The sequence below is a fragment of the Niallia sp. Marseille-Q9988 genome (assembly GCF_976954375.1).
This window is the reverse complement of sequence record NZ_CDRJSZ010000006.1, coordinates 180,156-202,625: the sequence shown is the minus strand read 5'-3', so window position 1 is coordinate 202,625 and position 22,470 is coordinate 180,156. Positions and strand designations below refer to the sequence as shown.

The following is a 22,470-nucleotide window of genomic DNA, read 5'->3' as shown; positions in this document are numbered from 1 at the left end:
AAAACGTAAAAAAAGGGTGTTTTATACAATAATCAGCCCTTTTCTCCCTCCATTCCTTTCTCGTCCTTTATTTTTCCCTCTATAGGTCATTATAAACATATGTCATGACAAGAACTTATATAAGTAACTTATGCTACCTTCTCCATCATTTATTTAGCCGCAGATGACATGTCCACAGCCTTTTCTTCATATAGTTTTCATAGAGGAGGAAATATATAATGATTTATCTTATACTTTTTATCGTTCTTATCCTATTATTTATTTTTGGGATGACCCTTTTACGGACAGGTTTATTTAATTTATCTTCCAAATCTCTTAAAGGCTTGCTCGAAAAATTAACAGATAAACCTTGGAAAGGGTTAATTATCTCGATTTTAATTACAGCATTACTCCAAAGCAGTGCTGCCGTAATGGTGCTTACGATTGGGCTGATTTCCGCCAGAGTTTTATCCTTTCCTCAATCCATTGGCATTATTTTAGGAACCAATATTGGGACCACATTAACAACTGAATTCATCACTTTCAACATCAATGATTATTTACTTCCGCTTGCTATCATCGGTGTCCTATTTATGATAATTAACAAATCCCAATTAAGAAGTATTGGATTCATATTATTCGGAATTGCTACTGTATTTACAACGATGCGTGGATTTAAATATTTTGCAGGGATGATTGAAGACCATCCCCTTTTAAACACTTTTTTTCTACAATTAGCTGATCAACCTATTATTGCTCTTTTAGTTGGCATTGGCGTTACTGCCTTGATTCAATCGAGCACGGCAACAATTGGGATTATGATGGGTTTTTTAGTGGCCGGCATGCTTCCAATAGAAATTGCTATAGCCATTATGCTTGGCTCTAATATCGGCACATGTATTACTTCTTATTTAGCATCAATAGGAACAGAAAAAAGCTCAAAGCTATGTGCATATGCTCATATTTGGCTAAATATAGGAGGAGTTATTCTATTCTATCCTTTCATTGACATATTAGCAGCTACCGTTAAAAATATGACTGCTGACATCGATGTTCAACTTGCCCATGCAAGCCTTTTATTTAATGTCCTATCTTCCCTACTTGTTCTACCCTTTGCCGAGCGTTTTGGCAAATTAATAATGCGTATACATAGCTGAAATTTTGCTTATTTTCTTGATAATAGAGGAGGCTTAGACAAAACTAAATTGTCTATCTGTAAATAATCAATCGGCGAAACCAATTCATTCCATTGCGATACGTCGCGCGATGAACGAGGCATTTTGACTTAACTAATGGAGAATACTGAAACAGCAATTTAACCATAATTATTGGTAGCCCACTTTTAAATTGGGTATTTTCATATGTTTTCCGAGGAGATAGCACTCCTTTGGAAAGCGAAGTGTATTTTAGGCTGTTGATATTACTATCCCAACTTTACTGAAACAGCCTTTTATAAACTGATTAAAAACCCGCCCCCCAACCATACGAAACGCTTGTATGGTTGGGGGGCGGGTTTATTTATGACCGAAATACTTATGTCCCAGTCTCTTTTTCACATAACTTTAAGTAAATCATATTGTGATTGATATAAATGATAATATAATCCTTTTAAAGCCATTAGCTCGTCATGGGTACCTTTTTCCGCAATTCTTCCTCCATCTATATAGAATATTTGACTGCTATTTTTAATGGTCGATAAGCGATGAGCGATAATAAAAGAAGTTCTTCCCTTTAGTAATTCCGTTATCCCTTCTTGTAGAAGCTCCTCTGTTTTGGTATCAATACTACTAGTCGCTTCATCTAAGATCAATATTTTGGGATTTGCTAAAAGTGCCCTTGCAAAGGATATTAATTGTCTTTGTCCTGCTGATAAAGTACTGCCTCGTTCTTCAACAACCGTATGATATCCATCCTTTAGATCTTTAATGAAGTCATCTGCCCTGACAATTTTAGCCGCTGTGATTATTTCATCTTCTGTTGCATCCAATTTTCCATAACGAATATTATCAAGGATTGTTCCTGAAAATACAAAAGTGTCTTGAAGCATTACCCCCATTTGAGAACGCAGTGATTTCAATGTGACATCTCGTACATCGATATCATCAATTTTTACGCTTCCTTCATTAACATCATAGAACCTGCTAAGTAAATTTATAATGGTTGACTTTCCTGCACCAGTTGGTCCTACTAAAGCAATGCTTTCTCCCGCATTAATATGGAAACTGACATCGTTTAGAATGTTTTTCCCTTCTTCATAACGGAAAGATACATGATCAAATGTTACGTTTCCTTTAATAGTCGGCATTTGAATGGCTTTAGGATTATCTTTAATATCTGGCTCTACATCTAGCGTTTCAAAAATTCGTTCTAAATAAGCAGACGCTGTAATAAGCGCATTATAAAAGTTCCCCATATTAATTACTGGATTCCAAAAGTTATTTACATAGCCAATAAAAGCAACAAGTGTACCTGTACTAACATCCACCCCAATCTGACGGATTCCTACAAAGTAAATTAAACTTGTTGTCAACACAGAGATGTTTTGTACACCTGGCCAGAGTAGAAACTGAATGGAAACAGCCTTCATCCAAGAGGTTCGGGTTTCATTGCTCACTTCATCAAATATTTCATAATTCTCATCTTCTCTTGCAAATGATTGTGTAATCTTAATCCCTGCAATACTTTCATGAATATATGCATTCATGTTGGATTGTTTGTTACTTAACACTTGATATGCTTTTCTTTGCATATTTTTAATAACCCATACCAATATTCCTAAAATAGGGAGCAGAGCTAAACTGTATAATGTTAATTTAGCATCAATCGCAAACATAAAAATCAAAGTAATAATAACACTGATAATATCTGAGATTAGATTAATTAATCCGTTGCTTAATAAATCACTAAGTGTATTAATATAGTTAACTACTCTTATTAATATTTTTCCATGTGGACGATTATCAAAATAAGAAAAAGGTAACTTTTGCAAATGCTGAAAAATATCCAAACGCATATCCTTTAAAATATTTTGACCGATACGTGTAATCCATTGAATTCTATAACGCATACATATTCCAATAACGATAAGGGATAACAAAAATAGTATACTAAGTCCAATTAATAGCGGAATATTTTTATCTGGGATAATTTCATCGATTGCTATTTTCGTAAAAAATGGACCGAGCATCCCTGCAACATTGGCAGTTAATATGATCAGCAATGTAATAAACAATGCCTTTTTATAAGGTTTAATATATGCACCGATACGTTTATAGTGACTCCAGTTAAATTCGGTTTCTAATTCTTCATCAACATTAAATTTATTACGGGCCAATGGTTGCTCCCCCTTCTTCCTGCTCAACTAGTCCTAGCTGCCTTTTATAAACATCGTAATACAGCCCTTTTTTCGCTACAAGCTCCATATGCGTACCCTGCTCTTTCACTTCCCCTTTGTCGAGAACTAAAATAAAATCCGCATCTCTTACAGAAGAAATTCGGTGTGCAATAATGAAGGTTGTTTTATCTTCGGTTAGCTGATTTAATTCCTTTTGGATTTTACTTTCTGTTTCCATATCTACCGCAGAGGTTGTATCGTCCAAGATTAAGATGGATGGATCTTTTGCTAATGCTCTTGCTAAGGAAATCCTTTGCTTTTGTCCGCCTGATAGACCAACTCCACGCTCTCCCACAATGGTATTGTAGCCCTCGGGCATTCTGACGATAAAATTATGAGCATCTGCTATAGCAGCAACTCGCTGTATCTGTTCTATATTCAAAAATGGCTTTCCAAAAGAAATGTTTTCTTCAATTGTATTTGAGAATAAGAAGATATCTTGCATAACCATGGAAATCTGATCACGGAGCTTTCGTACAGGCCATTCTTTTGCATTTACGTGATCAATTAATACTTCCCCTTCAGTCGGATCATAGAATCTGGCAATCAAGTTAACTAGTGTAGATTTACCTGACCCTGTTTCCCCTAATATTCCAACCGTTTGTCCTGGTCGGACTGCAAAGGACACATTTTTTAATATTTGCGTTTCTGGATCATCAGAAAACGCAAAGGAGACATTTTTAAACGTTACGTAGCCGGAAATTTTCTTCGTTTGCTTTCTTTCTTCCACTCTAATCTGTGGTTCTGTTTTTAATAAATTTCTTATTTTTACACAAGATGCATTAAAACGCTGTACATCATTTATTAACCATCCGCTCATTCGCATTGGCATATTTAATAACCACATGAATCCATTAAAAGCAACTAAATCCCCAATTGTCATGCTTCCTTGAATAACAAATAATCCGCCTAGCAATAATGTGATAACAGCGAGCATACCTGCAAAGCCATCTAACCATGGTAAGTATTTTTTTGACACATTGGCAGAATCCAGATTACGCTTTTGATAATCATTATTGAAATGATTGAACTTTTCAATTTCGTATTCTTCCCGCGAAAATGCTTTGACTACTCTGTTCCCACTAATATTTTCTTCTACCATTGAATTCAGCCTTGAAAAACTTTCTCTAATTTCTAAAAATACTGGGTGTGCTGCCCTGGACATTTTTTGTGTAAAAATAAAAATAATTGGCGTGACTGCAACTAATCCTAAAGTTAATTTCCAATCAATATTCATCATTACGATAATAGCTACAACAAACCAAACGACACATTCGGCTATGTTATAGCATACCCATGAAACGAAATGACGTATGGCGTCCATATCCCCCGTCATTCTCGCCATAATATCTCCCACTCTATTATGATTAAAGAAATCAAAATCAAGCTCTTGAAGCTTCTTATACATGTCTTGCCTGATATCAAACTGTGCATCCTGACCAACTTTTTCATATAATAATTGGTATATGTAACGGGTAACGGTTCTAATAAGTGTTGCTCCTACCATCGCTAACAGAATTGGAACTAAAAGTTGTACTTGATTATTCTCAATGACTTCATCAATTAGCCTTCCACTTAATATAGGAATAATCACTACAAAAAAGGAATTTGCCAATAAAATCAATGTTGCGGTAATTACTTTTTTCTTATTCTTCTTTACATAACTCCAAATCCATTGATAATTATTCAATAGGAATCTACACTCTTTCTTTTTTAATTTGTTTACTTCAAAAATGATATTTGCAAAGACATCTTAATATTCGTATAAAACGAAATTCACTACGTAAAATCAATAATATCTCTCAAAACAAATATAAGGGGGTATACAAAACTTGAATTCGTTTTCATGTCTTTCTCATCTCTCCCATCTTTTTATAGCATTGCTGAGTCCATTGTTATGCATAGGCTATTTATCTTTCATATCCTTTTTGCCATTTTGTTAGCTAACAAATCCTCATACGCCATTTGAATAAAAAATGTGCAGTCTCATTATTAGTATAGTAAGACTACTTATAGGGCAATAAGAAATAAAGATTCCTTTCTTATTACAGATTAATTTTAGTCATCACTGATTGACGTAACTAGTACTTAAATTGTATAATTATGGACAAAATTTGACTTGAAAGGAGCATATTGAATGTTATATTATCAATCTAATTATTTTGGACAAAATGGAGATTTTGATCGTATTTCGGCAACCAATCCCAATATCCTTCCACATTTTCATCGAAGTATGGAGCTTGTAATGGTCGATGAAGGGACACTGAATCTTACAATCCAAAATAAAACCTATACCCTTCACAAAGGAGAAAGCGCTTTCGTTCTTTCGAATCAAATACATAGTATGCAAAGTAAAAATAAAAACCATGCCTGGATTTATGTCTTTTCTCCAGAGTTTGTTAATCAATTTTTTCAATTAAGCAAAAATAAAGATTTAATCGAACCTATATTCCGCTTACAGCCCGGTATTAGTGAGATGATTAAGGAGATATTAATGACTAATAAAAGCTCGATGATAGCCAAAAAAGGTGTCCTTTATTTGATTTGTGCTGAATTGTTAAATCAAACAACCTTTAAAGAGGAAGCAAGAAGAGATGAATATTTATTACATGATTTACTGAATTATATCCAAAATCATTTTACCGAGGAGCTTTCATTAAAAGATTTATCACAAAAATTTGGCTATGACTATTCCTACCTATCTAGATTTTTCACAAAGATACTGAAAGTTCCGTTCGTTGATTTTCTTAATGGACATCGTGTCACATTGGCATCTCAATTATTAAAAACTACGGATAGCAAAATTACAGAAATTGCCGATATAGTCGGATATCGAAATATTCGTAGCTTTAATCGTAATTTCGAAAAACTTATGAATACAACTCCGAGTAATTATCGAAAAATTTATTTGGAAAATTATTAGTATTACATGCCGTTTGAATGAAAAAAACCTTAGAGAAAACAATTCTACGTTTTCTCTAAGGTTTTTAAAAAAAAGGAATATTAATAATCACTGGTGCTCGTTAAACCATTAACGATTGCAACACCAGAGCTTGCTCCAATTCTAGTTGCTCCAGCTTCAATCATTTTCGCTGTATCTTCGCTACTGCGTACCCCTCCAGATGCCTTTACACCTACACTCGGTCCGACAGTTTTTCTCATTAATGCAATGTCCTCAACTGTTGCTCCACCTGTGGAGAAACCAGTAGATGTTTTAACAAAATCAGCGCCAGCTTCTACTGCTAGTTTACAAGCAATCTCTTTTTCCTCATTAGTTAATAAGCTTGTTTCAATAATAACTTTTGATAACGCCTTGCCTTTTGCAGCATTCACTACTGCTTTTATATCTTCTTTTACTAAATCATAATTTTTATCCTTTAATGCACCAATATTAATAACCATGTCTACTTCTGTAGCACCGTTTTTAATGGCATCCTCTGTTTCAAATGCTTTCGTTGCAGAAGTGGTTGCACCTAAAGGGAAACCGATCACTGTACATACTTTTACTTCTGTTCCATCAAGTAATTCACTAGCAACTTTCACCCATGTTGGATTAACACAAACGGAAGCAAATGTATATTGCTTTGCTTCTTCACAAAGAGTAACAATTTGTTCTTTCGTTGCTTCAGCTTTCAATAAAGTGTGATCAATCATTTTAGCAATGTTCATTATGATTCTCCTTTGATATATGTACTCTTGAAAAATATATATTCAAGCTCTTTAGAATACTAATTCAAAAGAGCTTGAGTAACTTATTATATATTAAATGTAAATCAACAAAATAAGAAATGCTATGGTTAAGATACTATCGCAGCCTGATCTTCCATTTCCTCTAATATGCGGACAAATTGCCCTTCATTTACAGGATAACCAGCTTTTGTTATTTTTACTTTAACAATTTTCCCTATCATTTCTTCTGTAGCAGGGAACACAACTTTTAAATAGTTATCTGTATAGCCAACAAAGAGTTTTCCATTGCCATCCTCTTTGTATACTTCTTCCGGAATGACTTCTACTACTTCCCCTTCATAGTTAGACGCATATTCTTTTGCAAGTTGATCAGAAAGAGAAATCAATCGATGAACACGTTCATTTTTTACTTCTTCGTCAATTTGGTTGTCCATACGTGCGGCAGGAGTTCCAGTTCTCTTAGAATATGGGAACACATGTAATTCAGAAAATTTATGGTCTTTTATAAAATTATATGTTTCCATGAACTCTTCTTCTGTTTCGCCTGGGAAGCCAACGATAACATCAGATGTGATAGCAAGTCCTGGTAGAGCTTCTTTTAATTTTGTAATTCTTTCTGCAAAAAATTCCATCGTATATTTTCTTCTCATTCTTTTTAAAACAGTGTCAGAACCTGATTGAATAGGAATATGAAGATGGTTTACGACAATTTTGGATTTATCCAATACTTCAATAACTTCATCTGTTATTTGACTAGCTTCAATGGAAGAAATACGTAGTCTTTTCAAGCCCTTTACTTCTGCTTCTAAGTCTCGAAGTAAGTTTGCAAGATTATAATCCTTCATATCTGAACCATATCCACCTGTATGAATCCCTGTTAAGACAATCTCTTTATAGCCAGCATCCACTAATTGTTGTGCTTGTTTAATGACATCTTGTGGATCCCGAGAACGCATTAAACCTCTTGCCCATGGAATAATACAAAATGTACAAAAATTATTACAGCCTTCTTGAATTTTTAATGAAGCTCTTGTTCTATCTGTAAATGCAGGTACATCCATTTCCTCATATACGCGGTTTTTCATAATGTTTCCAACCGCATTAATTGGTTGTCTTTCTTCTTTGTACTGTGCAATATACTCTAGCATTTTTACGCGATCCTGTGTACCCACTACAATATCAACACCAGGAATAGCCATAATTTCTGCTGGTGACGTTTGTGCATAACAACCTGTAACACAAATAACTGCGTCAGGATTTTTCCGCACTGCACGACGAATAACTTGTCGGCTCTTCTTATCGCCTGTATTTGTAACTGTACATGTGTTAATAACATATACATCAGACATATTTTCATATTCTACACGTTCATAGCCCTGTTGTTTAAACAACTGCCAGATCGCTTCTGTTTCATAATGGTTTACTTTACATCCTAATGTGTGAAAAGCAACTGTTGGCATTTTTATCACTCCATCAATTCAAAATGATAAGATACAGCAGACAACAGATACAATGGAGCTGTCTCTGTTCTTAATATTCTTGGACCAAGTCCACATAATTCAAAACCATGATCTTTTAATAACGTAACTTCTGCTTCTGTTAGACCACCTTCTGGTCCAAATACAGCAAGTATTGATTGTCCCTTTGCCATTGACTTAAGTTTCTTCGTTAAAATAGACGATTCGCCTTGTCTTGCCTTTTCTTCGTATGCTACTAACTTTACATGAAAGCCTTCTGAAAGTTTAATCAATTCTTTTATATCAATTGGGGTATTTACTTTAGGAATCATCGTCCGATGAGATTGTTCTGCTGCTTCTTTCGCAATCTTATTCCAGCGAACAAGCTTTTTCCCACCTTTTTTCTCATCCCACTTAACGACAGAGCGAGCTGCTATAAAAGGGATAAACTTAAAAGCACCTAATTCTGTCCCTTTTTGAATAATCCATTCTAGCTTATCCCCTTTTGGCATTCCGCTCACAATGGAAACAGAAACAGGAAGCTCTATTTCTCCTTCTAACCATTGTACCACCTTTGCCGTCACTTCGTTTTCGGAAATATTTGCTATCTTACAACGTGCTACCTGTTGTTTATCATTTACACAGTATATTTCATCTTCCATATTCATTCGCATAACACGAACGATATGATGATAATCATCTTCTTGGATAATAAATGTATCTTCTTCATTTTTAGCAAAATAACGCTGCAATCGAAATACCTACTTTCCTTTACCCAATAGATAAGGAAGAATCGTAAAACGAAACTTCCTTTTTCCTTTAGTCTATACGCTTACCCTTTTTTAGCTTTAACCGTAAAAAGATATAAGTTTATAGTTACTCACTCATTCTTTTTTGAGCAGTAATACTAACCCAATCTTCCATTTGAACCGTTTCTATTATTTCTAGTCCAGATGCAATAATAGCATCCTTTACTTCTTCTTTTTTCTGAAGAATTATACCAGAAGCAATAAAGTAGCCGTCTTTATGAAGTAAACGGTACACATCATCTGTAAAACGCACAATAACCTCTGCCAATATATTTGCAACAATCACATCTGCCTGTTCATTTATTCCACTCAATAAATTATTTTGACAGACCGTTGTCGTTTCATGAACCTTGTTTAATTTAATATTTAGTTTTGCAGAACGCACCGCAACTTCATCCAAATCTAGGGCAAGCACAGATTTAGCTCCTAACATTGCCGCAGCAATGCTTAATACACCAGAACCAGTCCCAACATCAATAACTATATCCTCTTTTTTAACTATTCTTTCCAAAGCTTGGATACATAATACAGTTGTTGGGTGGGTACCTGTACCGAAAGCCATGCCTGGATCTAATTCAATTATTAATTCATCCGTATGAACAGGTGTATAATTCTCCCATGTTGGTACAATGGTAAATTTCTCTGATATTTTTACAGGATGATAATATTTTTTCCAAGCAGTAGCCCATTCTTCTTCATTAACTTCCATGATGGAAACTTTGTTTAAACCAATATCAATATTAAATAGTACTAAATTATTGATGTTTTCTTTAATTGCCTCTACTGTTTCTCCAAGAAAACTATTGATTGGTAAATATGCTTTAACTAGGACGCCTTCTTCAGGATAATCATCAGGATTTAGTTGGTAGATTTCGCCGAATTGGTCTTCTCTTTCTTTAATTAATTCAAAGGGATCTTCAATCACTACCCCACTAGCACCTGCTTCATGCAAAATATTTGAAATAGGTTCAATCGCTTCATTTGTCGTATGAATTGTGATTTCTGACCATTTCATCTCTACCAACTCCTTTTTGATTATTCACCTTTAAACGCTTTTTTTACTTTAGAGAAAAAGCTGTCCTCTTCTTCTCCTTGAGGGGAAACTCCAGATACATCAGCAAATTCTTGTAATAGTTGCTTTTGCTTATCTGATAACTTTGTAGGTGTGACTAAACGAATGATAACATGCTGGTCACCTTGGCCATATCCACGTACATTCGGAATACCTTTGCCTTTAAGTCGGAATTTCGTTCCAGTTTGTGTCCCTGCAGGCACTTTTAGCTTCACTTTTCCATGGATGGTTGGTACTTCCACTTCATCTCCAAGCGCAGCCTGAACAAACGTGATTGGCATTTCACAATATACATCTTCTCCATCACGTTCGAAGAACTCATGTCTTCTTATGTGGAATACGACATATAAATCTCCTGCTGGTCCCCCGTTTGTGCCAGGTTCTCCTTGGCCTGTGACTCTTAATTGCTGACCATCATCAATACCGGCTGGAATTTTAACACTGATTTTGCGGCGTTTTTTCACTTTACCTGTTCCGCCACAAGTAGAACATTTATGTTTAATCTCTTTACCAGTTCCATTACAGTAATTACATGTTCTTCTATTCACAATACGACCGAATGGTGTGTTTTGCTCCACATTCAGTTGACCTGTACCGCTACAATGCTTACATGTAACTGGCTTAGTGCCTGGCTTTGCTCCTGTTCCATTACATGTTTCACAATTTTCTTCTCTTGGTATTTCAATTTCAGTTTCTTTACCAAATGCCGCTTCTTCAAACGAAAGGGTCATCGTATACTGTAAATCAGCTCCTTGACGCGGTGCATTTGGATCTCTTCTTCTGGATCCTCCACCACCACCAAAGAAAGTGCTGAAAATATCTTCAAAACCGCCAAAGCCACCGAAATCTGAGCCGCCACCAAAGCCTTGGTTAGGATCTGTATGTCCAAATTGATCATAATGAGCTCGTTTTTGGTCATCACTTAGTACTTCATAGGCCTCTTTCACTTCTTTAAACTTTTCATCTGCATCTTGTTCTTTATTAATATCCGGATGATACTTTTTTGAAAGCTTTCGATAAGCCTTTTTTATTTCATCCTTAGAAGCTCCTTTGCTAACTCCAAGGACTTCATAGTAATCTCGTTTGTCCATAATTGATTACCACTCCCCGATTCTTTTCACATAGATGCTATTGTATCATTTTGCATTTCCAAAGTACAATAGTTTCTTCCTAACTTTCTTAAATATCGCCAAAAAACATCTAAAAGAAAAGCCAAAGTCAAGATAACCTGACTTTGACTTTTTTTCTAATTATATATTGTTTTCATTCGTTTATTTATCGTCTTTTACTTCTTCAAATTCTGCATCGACTACGTTGTCATCTTTATCAGATGCTCCGCCCTCTGCTCCTTGTGCAGCTTGTGCAGCTTGAGCAGCCTCTTCATATAATTTCATAGAAAGAGCTTGAACGATTTCTTGAAGAGCTTCTTTTTTCGCACGAATATCTTCTAATTCGTTTTTCTCAATAGCAGCTTTTAAAGCGTCTTTTGCCTCATTCGCTTTGGCAACTTCGCTTTCGTCCACTTTTCCTTCTAAATCTTTCAATGTTTTTTCAGTAGTGAATACTAATTGATCTGCTTCATTACGTAGTTCCACTTCTTCTTTACGCTTTTTATCTGCTTCAGCATTTTCTTCTGCTTCTCTTACCATTTTGTCGATTTCTTCATCTGACAAGCCTGTAGAAGATTTAATTGTAATAGTTTGTTCTTTGTTTGTGCCAAGATCTTTCGCACGAACATTTACAATACCGTTTTTATCGATATCAAATGATACTTCAATTTGCGGAATTCCACGTGGTGCTGGTGGAATATCAGCTAATTGGAAACGGCCTAATGTTTTATTATCTGCAGCCATTGGGCGCTCCCCTTGAAGCACGTGGATATCAACAGCTGTTTGGTTATCTGCAGCAGTTGAGAATACTTGGGACTTAGACGTTGGGATTGTTGTATTACGATCGATTAGCTTCGTAAATACTCCACCCATAGTTTCGATACCTAATGAAAGTGGTGTGACATCTAAAAGAACAACATCTTTAACATCACCAGTAATTACTCCACCTTGGATAGCTGCACCCATTGCAACTACTTCATCAGGGTTTACCCCTTTATGTGGCTCTTTGCCGATTTCTTTTTTGATTGCTTCTTGAACTGCAGGGATACGTGTTGAACCACCTACAAGGATAACTTTATCAATTTCAGAAGCGTTAAGATTAGCATCTTTAAGTGCTTGACGAGTTGGTCCCATTGTACGTTCTACTAATGAAGCAGAAATTTCTTCGAATTTAGCACGAGATAAAGTTACTTCTAAGTGAAGTGGCCCAGCTTCTCCAGCTGTGATAAATGGTAAAGAAATTTGTGTAGAAGCTACACCAGAAAGATCTTTTTTCGCTTTCTCTGCTGCGTCTTTCAAACGTTGTAAAGCCATTTTATCTTTGCTTAGATCAATGCCATTTTCTTTTTTGAATTGTTCTACTAAATAATCGATAATAACTTGGTCAAAGTCATCTCCACCAAGACGATTGTCACCAGCAGTTGACTTAACTTCAAATACGCCATCGCCAAGCTCAAGGATAGATACGTCAAAAGTACCTCCCCCAAGGTCATAAACTAAAATAGTTTGGTCTTCCTCTGTTTTATCAAGACCATAAGCTAAAGCAGCAGCAGTTGGTTCGTTGATAATACGCTCAACTTCTAATCCAGCAATTTTACCAGCATCTTTTGTTGCTTGACGTTCTGCATCATTGAAGTAAGCAGGTACTGTAATAACAGCCTTTGTTACTTTCTCTCCAAGATACTCTTCTGCATAACCTTTTAAGTATTGAAGAATAATAGCAGAAACTTCTTGAGGAGAGTAGTTCTTGCCTTCAACTTCCACTTTATAATCTGTACCCATATGACGTTTAATTGACATAATCGTGTTTGGGTTTGTGATAGATTGACGTTTTGCAACTTCCCCTACTTGACGTTCTCCATTTTTGAATGCTACTACAGAAGGAGATGTTCTATTACCTTCTGGATTTGGGATAACTTTTGGTTCTCCACCTTCAAGTACAGCAACACAAGAGTTTGTTGTACCTAAATCAATTCCAATAATTTTACTCATGGAAATTTCCCTCCTATTATTTTAATATGTAATGCTTATTGACTTACTTTAACCATTGCAGGACGAATCACTCTGTCTTTTAACTTATACCCTTTTTGAAACTCTTCTACCACGATATTAGATTCCGTTCCCTCTACTTCCTCTTGCATAACTGCTTGATGAAGGTGGGGATCAAATTCTGTTCCAACCGCTTCAATAGCTTCTACACCTTCTTTTTTAAGAGCCTCAATAATTCCACGATAAACCATCTCCACACCAGTATATAAACTCTGTGTTTGTTCATCAACGGCTTCAATTTTCAATGCTCTTTCCAAATTATCGATGCTTGGTAATAAGTCCATTACTAGACTTTGTGCTCTATATGTTTGAGCCGCTTCCATGTCAAGCCTTGATCTGCGACGTGAATTATCAAAATCAGCCTGCAGGCGAAGATAGCGATTAGTTTCTTCTTCTAACTTAGCTTCTAGCACAGCAATTTTTTCATTTGCTGCCTTTAGTTCTTCCTCAACTGCATTTTCCTCATTGGAAGGAGTTGCTTCAGCCTCTTCAAATACTTCTTCAACAGTTTCTTCTACTTGGACATTTTCTTGTTGTTCCATCTCTGCACTATTTGTTGTTTTTTCATCTGCCAACTTGTTCACCTCCCTTAAAGGAATAATTATTCAAATGAAACCCGTACAGATTGGCAGAGTTGCCAATAAGTTAATAGGTTAGTTAATCCTAATTTCTACACTTTAAATATTCCACAGTAGTTATTTTTGATACAAATTAGTAAGTACTTTTGTCAGGTCATTCGATAAAATATTTAATAAGCTAACAACTCTTGAATATTCCATTCTTGTAGGACCAAGAATGGCGATTGATCCAATTTGCTCATTCCCTATACTGTAAGAAGCAGAGATAATACTGCAGTTTTCCATAGCGATATTATTATTTTCTCTACCAATTTTAATGCTTATATCAGAGGAATTATTGCGAATAAGCTCTGGGATTCCATCCTCTTTTTCAATCATATTCAACAAATTTCTTATCTTAGCAATATCATGAAATTCTGGTTGACTTAAAATATTGGTTTTTCCGCCAAAAAACAATTTTTCATGTGTTTCAATTTTTACCGTTTCTGAAAGTGAGTTGATTAAATACTCATAATTGCTAATATGCTGTTTCAACAAGGAAGCAACTTCTTTATAAATCTTGTTATGAAGCTTATCAATAGATACGCCCGTTAAACGTTCATTCAAGATATTTACCAGCTTCTCAATTTCACCAGCATGGATAGATTCAGGTAAATGAAACATTCTGTTTTCTACATGTCCTGAGTCTGTCACAATAATGGCAATGGCCGTATTCGTATTTAAAGGAACAATTTGAATTTTCTTCAATTTGTTTTCCTTAACGGCAGGCCCAAGGACAATAGTAGTATAATTTGTTAAATCAGACAATATTTTTGCGGATTTTTGTACAATATTTTCTAATTCGTATATTTTTTCTGCAAAAAGTGAGTTAATTCTCAAAATTTCTGAACGCTTTAATTTCTGTGGCGATAAAAGATGATCAACATAAAAACGATATCCCTTTTCTGAAGGTACTCGACCAGAAGAAGAGTGCGTTTTTTCGATAAACCCGGATTCTTCTAAATCTGCCATTTCATTACGAATGGTAGCGGAGCTAAACGTAATATTTTCTTTCTTTGATAAACTCCGTGAACCCACAGGTTGTGCTGTTGAAATAAAATCATCAATAATCACCTGTAATATTAATAATTGACGATCAGTTAACACATTAATCACCTCTGTTAGCACTCTTTGTTAGCGAGTGCTAAATCTATATATAAAGTAGCAAAAACAAAGGGGCTGTGTCAATAATTTGCTTCTGATTTCTACAAGAAATTTTTCCCTTTTCCCTTCCAACTAATCACAACAGAAGAAAAGTTTTCTTTCTTAGCCTTTAAAATGTTTAAAAGAAGCGAATACTTCTCCTGTTATTAGAGAACTCCAATAAACGATTGAAACACTTCATTACCTAAGAATCTTCCTTTATCGGTCAATTTCAAATATTCGCCCTGAATTTTGATTAGTCCTCGATCCAATAGCCCCTTTATTTCTTTCTCAAAAAGTTGTAAGACAGTATTATTATATTTTTTTTCAAAGGATGTTAAACTTACCCCTTGGTTTTTTCTTAATCCGAGAAATAATTCTTCCTCCATTTGTTCAACAAGGGATACCTTCTGTTCATGCATAATAGGAAATTCCCCTTGTTCTAATGGCTGCATATATTTTTTCAAAGGACCATAATTAGAGTAGCGGTTTCCAGCAATATACCCATGTGAGCCAGCTCCAAACCCAAAGTATTGCTCATTATTCCAGTAGGTTAGATTATGTCTACTTTTAAACCCAGGCTTGGCAAAATTACTAATTTCATATTGCTGAAAACCATGACTTGTCATCTCTTCCATTAACACCCCATACATGCTTGCTTCCACATCTTCACCAGGTGTTGGTAGTTTACCCTTTCTCATCAGGTTATAAAAAACGGTTTTTGGCTCTATAATAAGAGAGTAGCCTGAATAATGCTGGATATCCAATGAAAATGCAGTCTTTAATGTATCTTTGAAATCCTCCAGTGTTTGTCCTGGCAAACTATAAATTAAATCCACACTAATATTGTTAAATCCAATCTTTTTGGCAGCCTCAATGGATGAAAAAACGTCTTCCGCCTTATGTGTTCTGCCAATCCTTTGTAGTAGCTCATTATTAAAAGACTGAACACCAAAGCTTAGACGATTGACACCCCCTTCATAAAGAGCTTTTAATTTATCTTCTGTTAAATCACCAGGATTCGCTTCAAAAGTATATTCGATCCCCTGATGCTGCTGTAGTTCTGTATTAATGATTCCACAAAGTCTTTCTAGCTGCGAGGCAGATAAGCTTGTCGGTGTACCTCCCCCAACAAAAATGGTAGAAAGCGTTTGTTCCCCATACTTATCAATGGTTAACTTTATTTCTTTCTCCAATGAATCTAAGTATTCATCTACCGGCTGTCCTTTTAAAAATACTTTATTAAAATCACAGTAGTGACAAATATGCTCACAAAATGGAATATGAATATATGCTGCTTGTATCAATTTTTCACAACCTTTAATTTAATCAACTCTATTACTAAACAGGGAAACCACAATCCCTGTTTCATTGGTAAAATAAGAAAAGAGGTTGATGCTATCTTTAGCACCTACCCCCTTTACTTATAGCAGTCAATGCACTTAATAGCAAGTTTCCTGCACTAGCTGTCATCCATGCTACTTTCGGCTCATCAACTGTATTTTATTTTTTTGTATTATTATCATCCATCCGTAATACGGCCATAAATGCTTCTTGAGGTACTTCAACGGAACCAACTTGCTTCATTCGTTTTTTCCCTTCCTTTTGCTTCTCTAGCAATTTACGTTTACGAGAAATATCGCCACCGTAACATTTAGCCAATACGTTTTTCCGCATCGCTTTAATGGTAGAACGGGCAACTATCTTTTGACCAATTGCCGCTTGGATCGGAACCTCAAACTGCTGGCGTGGAATAAGTTCCTTTAATTTCTCTACAATTACTTTCCCTCTTTCATAGGCAAAATCTTTATGAACAATAAAACTGAGGGCATCCACTTGTTCTGCATTTAATAAAATATCCATCTTCACAAGTGTAGAAGTTTTGTATCCAATCAACTCATAATCAAAGGATGCATAACCTCTTGTGTTTGATTTCAATTGGTCAAAGAAATCATACACAATTTCCGACAATGGGATTTCATACGTAATTTTGACACGAGTTTCATCCATATATTGCATATCAATGAATACACCACGTTTTAGTTGACATAATTCCATGATCGCACCGACATATTCATTAGGAGCCATCATTGTTGCTTTAACAAAAGGTTCTTCAATGCGTTCGATTTTTTGAGGATCTGGCATTGCCGACGGATTGTCTACCTTGATTTCAGTTCCATCTGTCAAAATAACATCGTAGATAACACTTGGTGCTGTTGTAATCAAGTCAATTTTAAATTCTCGCTCAATCCGTTCTTGGATAATCTCCATATGAAGAAGGCCAAGGAAACCACAACGGAAACCAAATCCTAATGCTTGAGATGTCTCTGGCTCAAATTGCAACGCAGAATCATTTAGTTCCAATTTTTCTAATGCTTCCCGTAAATCATTAAATTTCGCACTGTCTATTGGATACAACCCACAATAAACCATTGGATTTAACTTACGGTATCCTGGTAATGCTTCTGTTGCGCCATTCTTTGCATTAGTTATGGTATCCCCTACTCGAGTATCCCCAACATTTTTAATTGCCGCTGTTAAGAAACCTACATCCCCAACAGATAAGTGATCTGTAGGAGTAGCTTTCGGTGTAAATACTCCCACCTCAATAACTTCAAATTCTTTGCCTGTTGCCATCATTTTAATTTTGTCACCAGGTTTTACCGTACCATCAACAACACGGATATACGTCACAACCCCACGATATGCATCATATAGGCTGTCAAAAATAAGTGCTTTTAATGGCGCTTCTGGATCCCCTTCAGGAGCAGGAACTTTCTCAACAACTTGTTCTAGTATTTCCTCTATCCCTATTCCAGCTTTGGCAGAAGCTAGTACAGCCTCAGAAGCATCTAATCCAATTACCTCTTCAATTTCATTTCTAACCCTTTCAGGATCAGCACTTGGAAGGTCAATTTTATTAATAACCGGAACAATTTCCAAATCATTATCAATTGCTAAATAAACATTTGCTAATGTTTGTGCTTCAATTCCTTGTGCAGCATCAACTACTAGTACTGCTCCTTCACATGCAGCCAAACTACGTGATACTTCATATGTAAAATCCACGTGACCTGGTGTATCAATTAAATGAAGTGTATAGATTTCTCCATCATTTGCCTTATATTTAAGCTGGACTGAGTTTAATTTAATCGTGATTCCACGTTCTCTTTCTAAATCCATTGAATCTAATAGCTGATCTTTCATCTCACGTGCAGTGAGTGCGTTTGTTTTTTCTAATATTCTATCAGCTAGGGTGGATTTCCCATGATCTATATGTGCAATAATAGAAAAATTTCTAATTTTTGATTGTTTTTTTAGCATCTCTTCTCTGTTCATTTAGTTCACTCCTACAATAATCGCGCATGTACACTATTTTTGATTATAGCAGTGTGAAGAATAAGATTCAACGAAAAGTAAAATGAATTACTAAACAGTTTTCTAGTTTTCTTTTTCTTCAATTATATCTCCAACCAGACTTACGCCTTTTTCTGCCAATGAAGAAATGGTATCAGCTACTCCTTTACCGATACTTGACAATAAATTAAAAGCCCTCATTTCTTCTAATTGCTGTTTCTTTTGTTCTAAATCATGACTTGTAACGTTTTGTCCTAGGACGGAAGCCTCTACATTTCCATCCTCATTTTTTACGGAGACTGCACTTTGAAGCCCTTGATCATCATAGCCTCTCATTTTGTGAATCCCGCTATTTGCTTGCTGCATTCCGAATAAGACACATATAAACATTAACAAAACGATTCCGACAGCACCTAATGTATATAGTTTCAACTTGATCAATCTCCTTTAATCTAATTATCAAGTCTGCAATTCTCCATATATTAAAAAGAAAGGGAGCATCCCTAGAGATACATCCTTTCGTTCCATGGAAAAATAGCAATCATTTCCTAGCAACTCTATTAAAATGTATGAAAATACTAGGAAAGATAGAACTATTATTGTCAACTAGTGAGTATTATAACCAACATTTTCTTGATTAATGGCTGAATGAAGGGCAGCATTTAATCCATTTGCAAGTAAGTTAGCCATATCCTCAATAAAGACATCCACTTCTTTTGGCGTAACCATTAAATTATGACCTATTGGCGATAGCACTTCATAAATTAACTTTCTCTTTTCCTCTTCAGGCAATGTACCAATAATACCGAGAAAAGTCTTCCGATGCTGTTCTTCTGGCAAATCCTCCTCCGTTAATTTTCTTTTTTCTCCAAAGCTTAATCCTGCCGGTGCTAACGCTCTTGATGGCCTATTCCCTTCTTTTAGTTCTTTTCCAAAATGCTTCAAGATGTAATCTATCGTATCGCTCGTAATAGATACAGCATCCACCACCGTCGGTACTCCTATTGCAATCACTGGTCTTCCTAGTGTTTCTTCACTCAGTTCCTTCCGTTTATTTCCTACGCCAGACCCTGGATGGATCCCTGTATCTGAAACTTGGATAGTAGAATTTACACGGTCTATTGAACGTGATGCGAGTGCATCAATTACGATAACAAAATCAGGATTCGTTTTCTCTACTACTCCTTTAATGATATCGCTCGTTTCAATTCCAGTAAGACCCATTACTCCTGGGGCTAAACTTGATACTGGCCGATATCCCTCTTCCACGCTTTCTGGCTGCAATTCGTATAAATGCCTCGTTACAAGTATATTTTCACAAACCTGAGGTCCTAACGCATCTGGGGTAACATTCCAGTTCCCTAGCCCAACTACTAAGCAGGATGCATTTTCTTTAATATTGCTCTGCTTTAAAAATTGCGAAAACTCACTTGCAAAAACTTTCTCTACTTTCTCTTGCAATTTCGTATCCTGCTGTCTTATTCCTAATACTTCTATTGTTAAATATTTACCTTGTTTTTTCCCTATTATTTCTTCGCCCTTTTCTGTTACTTCCACATAGGACATTTTAATGCCATTTTCCTCTTTTTCCTTGATGATAACCCCTTCAAGCTGTGATTGATCCTGTTCATTTTGAACAAGCCCTTGTTTATGTAAAGCTAAATCCTTTGCCTCAATAGCTAAATCAGTCCGTATAGAATACATGCTTAAATCTAGTTTTTCCTCCATCGTTATCCCCTTCCAATTAAATTAATATAAGAATATTATTAGCATTGCCTTTCTCCCCAAAAAAATTCATATTGTCCAAATTAGAAGGAAGTCTTGCATTATTAGTCCTCGTTTGATAAAATATCACTTGTTCTTTAAGTTTTTTAGGAATGTATATATCGAGTTTAAATAATGAACTTGATGCTTCTTTTTAGGAGGTGAACGTAAATGCCAAATATTAAATCTGCTATTAAACGTGTAAAAACTAGTGAAGCTCGTAATGCTCAAAACACTACAGTTAAATCTGCAATGCGTACTGCTGTTAAAAAGACTGAAGCTGCTATTGCTCTTAATGATACAACTGCTGCAAATGAAAGTTTTGTAGAAGCTGCTAGTAAATTAGACAAAGCTGCTGCTAAAGGTCTTATTCATAAAAATGCTGCTGCTCGTAAAAAATCTCGTTTAGCGAAAAGAAAAAATGCTTCAAACGCATAATGAGTAAAAAAAGACTATCAATTAGATAGTCTTTTTTATGTCTTTTTATTTATTCAGCTATAATATTAACCCCGTAAATCAAAATATAAACAAAAACAGTAAGAGGGGTTTTTCATCCTACTGTTTTTGTCACTATAAATTCCGCTCTCCTACATTCCATGTCCTAATTGAAATAAAATCATTTCTATCACCATATTTTTTGGCATGGATCCTGTTTTTAACTGATAATCGCCTTCTGCAAATAGTTGGATGCATTTTGTTAATTCCTCTTCTGTAAAACGCTGAGCTTGTCCTGCGGCTAGTTTCACTCGGAATGGATGGACTTTTAAAACAGAGGCAATTTGCTGTTGCCCATATCCTTTTTGAGCTAGTGCTTTTACTTGATAGATTAAGCGAAATTGATTTGCTATAATCGAAAGTATTTTTAATGGCTCTTCATTTTGCTTTAATAAATCATAATAAATCCGTAAGGCTTCATCCATTTTTTTAGAGATTACTTTATCGACAAGGCTAAAGATATTTTGCTCCAATGATTTCGCCACTAATTCCTCGACAATTTCCTTCGTTATTAATTTTGAATCTTGTACATATAAAGCCATTTTATCAATCTCAGATGTTAAAAGGGATAAATTTGTTCCCGCAAGACTTAGGATCATATCCAATCCATCTTCATTTATTTCAACCTGATTATATGCTGCACGCTGCTTGAGCCATTTCTTCAATTCTTGCTCATTTAATTTTTTGGCTTCCAAAATAGACGCTGCTGTTTTTAACTGTTTTGTTATTTTTTTCCGTTCATCTAACTTTTCGTAACTAGCGATAAATATCATTGTAGTAAACGGTGAAGGCTGTTTCAAATATTCCTCCAATTTCTTTACATTATGCTCTACCTTTGACTTTGTTTTTTCAGCCGTAAGGAAGAATGGATTATTTAAAACAATCACTTTTCTATCGCCAAAAAAAGGAATTGTTTCTGCATCCTCTATCGCTAATTCTACCGGAGTTTCCTCCAAATCATATGTAGATAAATTAAAATCCTCATCTTCCTCATTTAATAAAGATTGCAACAATAAATATTTCGTTTCGTTTATTAGAAAAGACTCTAGTCCGTATAATAAATAGACAAAAGAAAAATCTTTGCGTTTAATTTTTTTCCATAATTCTTCGATCATTTCTTCTCCCCATTCCCTAAATAACTCTTTAGCATAAACCATTACTAAACCATTATTATATACGAAACTCCTATTTGTTGTCCTCTTTTTCAAAAATTAGCTCATTTATTAACAGAAAGAAGGTCCTCGAGAAAACTCCTCTCTTGCTTAAGAAATTTCTTCAAAAAAGCTTGCTTGCTTTTCCAAAGAGTACTAGTAGCAAAAAAAGGGAATCAGAGAAACCTTCCTTCAATCTATAATGAACGTTACATATCAAGGCCTAGGATACTTCATATGTAACGGTGCACTTGTATTATTACTAGTGTGCTCGAATGGCTTTAATCTATTTGTGTCAAGTCTTGACAGCTTAGGAAATGCAAAACAAGTCATTTTTTATAAGTATTTTTTGTTCACAGGTAAGAAAGTAGAAACGTTCTAAAG

Annotated in this window: 18 protein-coding genes; 3 read left to right on the top strand and 15 right to left on the bottom strand. The window is 35.3% G+C overall.

Going from position 1 to position 22,470, the window contains the following annotated elements; genetic code table 11:
- Nucleotides 1-218: 218 nt before the first annotated feature.
- Nucleotides 219-1,136: a Na/Pi symporter gene (locus ACWNMZ_RS12850; protein WP_284561206.1), complete on the top strand. Its 918-nt coding sequence runs from the start codon at nucleotides 219-221 to the stop codon at nucleotides 1,134-1,136.
- A gap of 395 nt (nucleotides 1,137-1,531) precedes the next feature.
- Here the strand turns inward: ACWNMZ_RS12850 and ACWNMZ_RS12845 are convergent, their stop codons facing one another.
- Nucleotides 1,532-3,313: an ABC transporter ATP-binding protein gene (locus ACWNMZ_RS12845; protein ID WP_031536596.1), complete on the bottom strand. Its 1,782-nt coding sequence runs from the start codon at nucleotides 3,311-3,313 to the stop codon at nucleotides 1,532-1,534.
- Entirely contained in the window at nucleotides 3,303-5,063 is a 1,761-nt protein-coding gene (locus ACWNMZ_RS12840; protein ID WP_441130462.1) for an ABC transporter transmembrane domain-containing protein, read from the bottom strand. The genes ACWNMZ_RS12845 and ACWNMZ_RS12840 overlap by 11 nt, the downstream gene beginning before the upstream one ends.
- Nucleotides 5,064-5,510: 447 nt before the next feature.
- Here ACWNMZ_RS12840 and ACWNMZ_RS12835 point away from each other — a divergent pair, with 447 nt between their 5' ends.
- Complete coding sequence (locus tag ACWNMZ_RS12835) at nucleotides 5,511-6,296, top strand: AraC family transcriptional regulator (RefSeq protein WP_031536594.1); 786 nt, start codon at nucleotides 5,511-5,513, stop codon at nucleotides 6,294-6,296.
- Nucleotides 6,297-6,376: 80 nt separating this feature from the next.
- On the opposite strand, the gene deoC is transcribed toward ACWNMZ_RS12835, so the two are convergent.
- The 12 genes from deoC to gpr all read right to left on the bottom strand — a co-directional run bounded on the left by deoC (nucleotide 6,377) and on the right by gpr (nucleotide 20,404).
- Nucleotides 6,377-7,042 (bottom strand): deoxyribose-phosphate aldolase, encoded by a 666-nt coding sequence (gene deoC / locus ACWNMZ_RS12830; RefSeq protein ID WP_031536593.1) that lies wholly within the window; start codon nucleotides 7,040-7,042, stop codon nucleotides 6,377-6,379.
- Between the two features lie 128 nt (nucleotides 7,043-7,170).
- Nucleotides 7,171-8,523 carry a tRNA (N(6)-L-threonylcarbamoyladenosine(37)-C(2))-methylthiotransferase MtaB gene (gene mtaB, locus ACWNMZ_RS12825; RefSeq protein ID WP_251627500.1) on the bottom strand — a complete coding sequence of 451 codons (1,353 nt, stop codon included), beginning with the start codon at nucleotides 8,521-8,523 and terminating at the stop codon, nucleotides 7,171-7,173.
- 5 nt (nucleotides 8,524-8,528) lie between these two features.
- A complete protein-coding gene (locus ACWNMZ_RS12820) occupies nucleotides 8,529-9,272 on the bottom strand; it encodes a 16S rRNA (uracil(1498)-N(3))-methyltransferase (RefSeq protein WP_284561204.1) in 744 nt (247 codons plus the stop codon).
- Nucleotides 9,273-9,396: 124 nt separating this feature from the next.
- Nucleotides 9,397-10,344, bottom strand: coding sequence for a 50S ribosomal protein L11 methyltransferase (gene prmA, locus ACWNMZ_RS12815; protein ID WP_031536590.1), 948 nt, complete (start codon nucleotides 10,342-10,344; stop codon nucleotides 9,397-9,399).
- A 20-nt stretch (nucleotides 10,345-10,364) separates the two neighbouring features.
- A complete protein-coding gene (dnaJ, locus tag ACWNMZ_RS12810; protein ID WP_031536589.1) occupies nucleotides 10,365-11,492 on the bottom strand; it encodes a molecular chaperone DnaJ in 1,128 nt (375 codons plus the stop codon).
- 180 nt (nucleotides 11,493-11,672) lie between these two features.
- Complete coding sequence (dnaK, locus tag ACWNMZ_RS12805) at nucleotides 11,673-13,502, bottom strand: molecular chaperone DnaK (RefSeq protein WP_031536588.1); 1,830 nt, start codon at nucleotides 13,500-13,502, stop codon at nucleotides 11,673-11,675.
- Nucleotides 13,503-13,537: 35 nt separating this feature from the next.
- Entirely contained in the window at nucleotides 13,538-14,134 is a 597-nt protein-coding gene (gene grpE, locus ACWNMZ_RS12800; RefSeq protein WP_031536587.1) for a nucleotide exchange factor GrpE, read from the bottom strand.
- A 120-nt stretch (nucleotides 14,135-14,254) separates the two neighbouring features.
- The gene (gene hrcA, locus ACWNMZ_RS12795; protein WP_031536586.1) at nucleotides 14,255-15,283 is read right to left on the bottom strand and encodes a heat-inducible transcriptional repressor HrcA; all 1,029 of its coding nucleotides are present in this window, start codon (nucleotides 15,281-15,283) and stop codon (nucleotides 14,255-14,257) included.
- Nucleotides 15,284-15,486: 203 nt separating this feature from the next.
- Nucleotides 15,487-16,626: a radical SAM family heme chaperone HemW gene (gene hemW, locus ACWNMZ_RS12790; RefSeq protein WP_031536585.1), complete on the bottom strand. Its 1,140-nt coding sequence runs from the start codon at nucleotides 16,624-16,626 to the stop codon at nucleotides 15,487-15,489.
- A gap of 196 nt (nucleotides 16,627-16,822) precedes the next feature.
- Nucleotides 16,823-18,658 carry a translation elongation factor 4 gene (gene lepA / locus ACWNMZ_RS12785; RefSeq protein ID WP_235247966.1) on the bottom strand — a complete coding sequence of 612 codons (1,836 nt, stop codon included), beginning with the start codon at nucleotides 18,656-18,658 and terminating at the stop codon, nucleotides 16,823-16,825.
- Nucleotides 18,659-18,760: 102 nt separating this feature from the next.
- A complete protein-coding gene (locus tag ACWNMZ_RS12780; protein ID WP_031536583.1) occupies nucleotides 18,761-19,108 on the bottom strand; it encodes a YqxA family protein in 348 nt (115 codons plus the stop codon).
- Nucleotides 19,109-19,282: 174 nt separating this feature from the next.
- The gene (gene gpr, locus ACWNMZ_RS12775) at nucleotides 19,283-20,404 is read right to left on the bottom strand and encodes a GPR endopeptidase (protein ID WP_031536582.1); all 1,122 of its coding nucleotides are present in this window, start codon (nucleotides 20,402-20,404) and stop codon (nucleotides 19,283-19,285) included.
- A gap of 207 nt (nucleotides 20,405-20,611) precedes the next feature.
- Here gpr and rpsT point away from each other — a divergent pair, with 207 nt between their 5' ends.
- Nucleotides 20,612-20,878 (top strand): 30S ribosomal protein S20, encoded by a 267-nt coding sequence (gene rpsT, locus ACWNMZ_RS12770; protein ID WP_031536581.1) that lies wholly within the window; start codon nucleotides 20,612-20,614, stop codon nucleotides 20,876-20,878.
- Between the two features lie 149 nt (nucleotides 20,879-21,027).
- Here rpsT and holA read toward each other — a convergent pair whose 3' ends face one another.
- Complete coding sequence (gene holA / locus ACWNMZ_RS12765; RefSeq protein WP_031536580.1) at nucleotides 21,028-22,050, bottom strand: DNA polymerase III subunit delta; 1,023 nt, start codon at nucleotides 22,048-22,050, stop codon at nucleotides 21,028-21,030.
- Nucleotides 22,051-22,470 lie beyond the last annotated feature (420 nt).

Coding starts and splice junctions, on each gene's coding strand:
- ACWNMZ_RS12850 (WP_284561206.1), top strand. CDS start 219: ATGATTTATCTTATACTTTTTATCGTTCTTATCCTATTATTTATTTTT.
- dnaJ (WP_031536589.1), bottom strand. CDS start 11,492: ATGGACAAACGAGATTACTATGAAGTCCTTGGAGTTAGCAAAGGAGCT.
- rpsT (WP_031536581.1), top strand. CDS start 20,612: ATGCCAAATATTAAATCTGCTATTAAACGTGTAAAAACTAGTGAAGCT.
- ACWNMZ_RS12835 (WP_031536594.1), top strand. CDS start 5,511: ATGTTATATTATCAATCTAATTATTTTGGACAAAATGGAGATTTTGAT.
- holA (WP_031536580.1), bottom strand. CDS start 22,050: ATGATCGAAGAATTATGGAAAAAAATTAAACGCAAAGATTTTTCTTTT.
- mtaB (WP_251627500.1), bottom strand. CDS start 8,523: ATGCCAACAGTTGCTTTTCACACATTAGGATGTAAAGTAAACCATTAT.
- prmA (WP_031536590.1), bottom strand. CDS start 10,344: ATGAAATGGTCAGAAATCACAATTCATACGACAAATGAAGCGATTGAA.
- deoC (WP_031536593.1), bottom strand. CDS start 7,042: ATGAACATTGCTAAAATGATTGATCACACTTTATTGAAAGCTGAAGCA.
- gpr (WP_031536582.1), bottom strand. CDS start 20,404: ATGGAGGAAAAACTAGATTTAAGCATGTATTCTATACGGACTGATTTA.
- dnaK (WP_031536588.1), bottom strand. CDS start 13,502: ATGAGTAAAATTATTGGAATTGATTTAGGTACAACAAACTCTTGTGTT.
- lepA (WP_235247966.1), bottom strand. CDS start 18,658: ATGAACAGAGAAGAGATGCTAAAAAAACAATCAAAAATTAGAAATTTT.